A 2,152-nucleotide genomic window follows, 5' to 3' on the forward strand; every position below is an offset into this window, starting at 1 on the left:
AAAAGATGATTGCGGAATTGACGGAAACAAAGAACAATTCAGCTACACATATGGCTTATTTGGGTGGTTTACAAACCATCTGGGCAAATCACGTCTTTAGTCCGATAAGTAAACTCAAGACATTTAAGGAAGGGAAGAAAAACATCGAGCAGGCAATCAAAAAAGAACCTAACAATGTGGAATTAAGGTTTATCCGGCTTTCGGTTCAAAAAAATGCTCCGTCTTTTTTAGGATATAAATCAAACATAAATAAGGATGCCAAATTTATTAAGGAAAACCGACACCAAATCAGGTCGGAGATTTTGCAGAAAAATATAGGAACGCTTTTAAAAGACTAAACTATGAAACACCGGTTATACAGGGAGCAACAATTGAATTGCGATATCCAAACAGCTTGGGACTTTTTTTCTTCTCCGAAGAACCTTTCCAAGATTACACCCAAAGACATGGGTTTTACGGTGCTGTCTGATTATAACAGCGAACAGATTACTGAAGGAATGGTGATCGATTATATCGTTTCGCCGTTGCTGAAAGTTCCGTTGAAGTGGAGAACGAGAATTACCCATGTGGAACCCAATAGAAGCTTTACTGATTTTCAGGAGAAAGGGCCTTACAAATACTGGAACCATTTTCACGAATTTATCCCCAATAAAGACGGTGTGCTGATGAAAGATACGGTAGATTATGAATTGCCTTTCGGTTTTTTAGGGAAGATAGCACATCTTCTTTTTGTGAAAAAGAAGTTGGCACACATCTTTGATTTCCGCTACAGCGTTTTAGAAAATCTATTTAATAAGTAAAAAAACGGGTATGAATTTTTTAATTGTATTTGGAGCATTTATAGTCATGGAAGGAGCAACTTGGATTATCCACAAATATATTATGCACGGCTTTCTTTGGGGGTTACACAAAGACCATCACGATCATAGCAATGACGGAGCGCTTGAAAAAAATGATTATTTCTTTGTCATATTTGCTATACCGACCATTGCATTAATGTATTTCGGTTCGCTAGAAAATTTCAATTATTTGTTTTTTATTGGATTGGGCATTATGCTGTATGGAATGGCCTATTTTTTCGTACACGATGTCTTTATCCACCAACGGATTAAATTATTGACCAAAACGAAAAACCCCTATTTTTTGGCACTTCGCAGAGCACACAAACAACATCACAAGCATATCGGCAAAGAAAATGGTGAGTGTTTTGGCTTTTTATATGTGCCATTCAAGTATTTTAAAATGTATTTTAATTCTTCTAAAAAATGATGGCATATACGTATTCACTGATATTATTTTTTACGGTTATCATTTGCTTCATTGCATCTTTTGATAAGCGAATTCGCTTTAACCGTTATTTTGGAGCGTACATAAAATCCGCCGTTCTAGTTGCCATTCCATTAATATCTTGGGATGTATGGTTTACGGCAAAAGGTGTTTGGTGGTTTAATACAGATTATACCCTTGGAATAGTGATAGCAGGATTGCCTCTCGAAGAGTGGCTTTTCTTTATATTCATTCCGTTTTCATGTGTATTTACCTATTTCTGTTTTGATAAATTTTTCAAGCTAGGATGGCTATCCAGCTTTAATAATCTGATCGTTTTTGTCAGTTTGATTGTCTGTGTGGTTATCGCTTTGTTGCATTACGATAAAATCTATACATTGGTAACAGCTATCACCACTTCAGCAACTTTAATTTACCTGCATTTTATTGCTCGGGCAGATTGGATTGGCAAAGCATCGCTGGTATTTACAATATTGATGTTAGGTTTCTTTCCAGTAAATGGCGTGCTGACCGGCACAGGATTAGAAACACCCATAGTGAATTACAATCCTGGGGATTTCTTAGGCATACGAATACTAACGATACCAATCGAAGACGCGGTTTACGGATATACACAATTTATTTTGGTACTTTACTTTTTTGAAAAATTTAAACATACGCACGATGAAAGCAAAAAATAAAATTTTAATAGCAGCCTGTGCCATAAGCTTAGTTGCTCTTTTAAATTCCTGTGCCTCTATTCCTAAAAATGCAATAGCAGTCAAAAATTTTGATATAGATAAATATTTAGGTACATGGTACGAAATTGCCCGTTTTGATTTTCGTTTTGAAAAGAACTTGGACAATGTCTCCGCTCAATACAGTC

The 2,152-nt window shown here is 35.9% G+C and carries 5 protein-coding genes; all 5 read left to right on the forward strand.

What is annotated here, in order from left to right; all coding sequences use genetic code 11:
• Positions 1-338, forward strand: a 338-nt coding sequence (locus VNJ50_RS05975) for a hypothetical protein (protein WP_325579981.1), incomplete at its 5' end; no start/stop codon positions are given.
• Between the two features lie 3 nt (positions 339-341).
• On the forward strand, positions 342-800 hold the full coding sequence (locus VNJ50_RS05980) for an SRPBCC family protein (protein ID WP_325579983.1): 459 nt from the start codon (positions 342-344) through the stop codon (positions 798-800).
• A gap of 10 nt (positions 801-810) precedes the next feature.
• Positions 811-1,269, forward strand: a complete 459-nt coding sequence (locus VNJ50_RS05985; RefSeq protein WP_325579985.1) for a sterol desaturase family protein — start codon at positions 811-813, stop codon at positions 1,267-1,269.
• Positions 1,266-1,967 (forward strand): lycopene cyclase domain-containing protein, encoded by a 702-nt coding sequence (locus VNJ50_RS05990; RefSeq protein ID WP_325579987.1) that lies wholly within the window; start codon positions 1,266-1,268, stop codon positions 1,965-1,967. The genes VNJ50_RS05985 and VNJ50_RS05990 overlap by 4 nt, the downstream gene beginning before the upstream one ends.
• The coding region (locus tag VNJ50_RS05995; protein WP_325579989.1) for a lipocalin family protein at positions 1,951-2,152 on the forward strand (202 nt) is incomplete at its 3' end. The genes VNJ50_RS05990 and VNJ50_RS05995, both read left to right, overlap by 17 nt.

The sequence above is a fragment of the Gelidibacter sp. genome (assembly GCF_035577925.1).
GTDB lineage: Bacteria > Bacteroidota > Bacteroidia > Flavobacteriales > Flavobacteriaceae > Gelidibacter.

What these genes read in the sequence shown, in the direction of transcription:
- VNJ50_RS05980 (WP_325579983.1), top strand. Translation starts at nt 342, where the DNA reads ATGAAACACCGGTTATACAGGGAGCAACAATTGAATTGCGATATCCAA.
- VNJ50_RS05985 (WP_325579985.1), top strand. Translation starts at nt 811, where the DNA reads ATGAATTTTTTAATTGTATTTGGAGCATTTATAGTCATGGAAGGAGCA.
- VNJ50_RS05990 (WP_325579987.1), top strand. Translation starts at nt 1,266, where the DNA reads ATGATGGCATATACGTATTCACTGATATTATTTTTTACGGTTATCATT.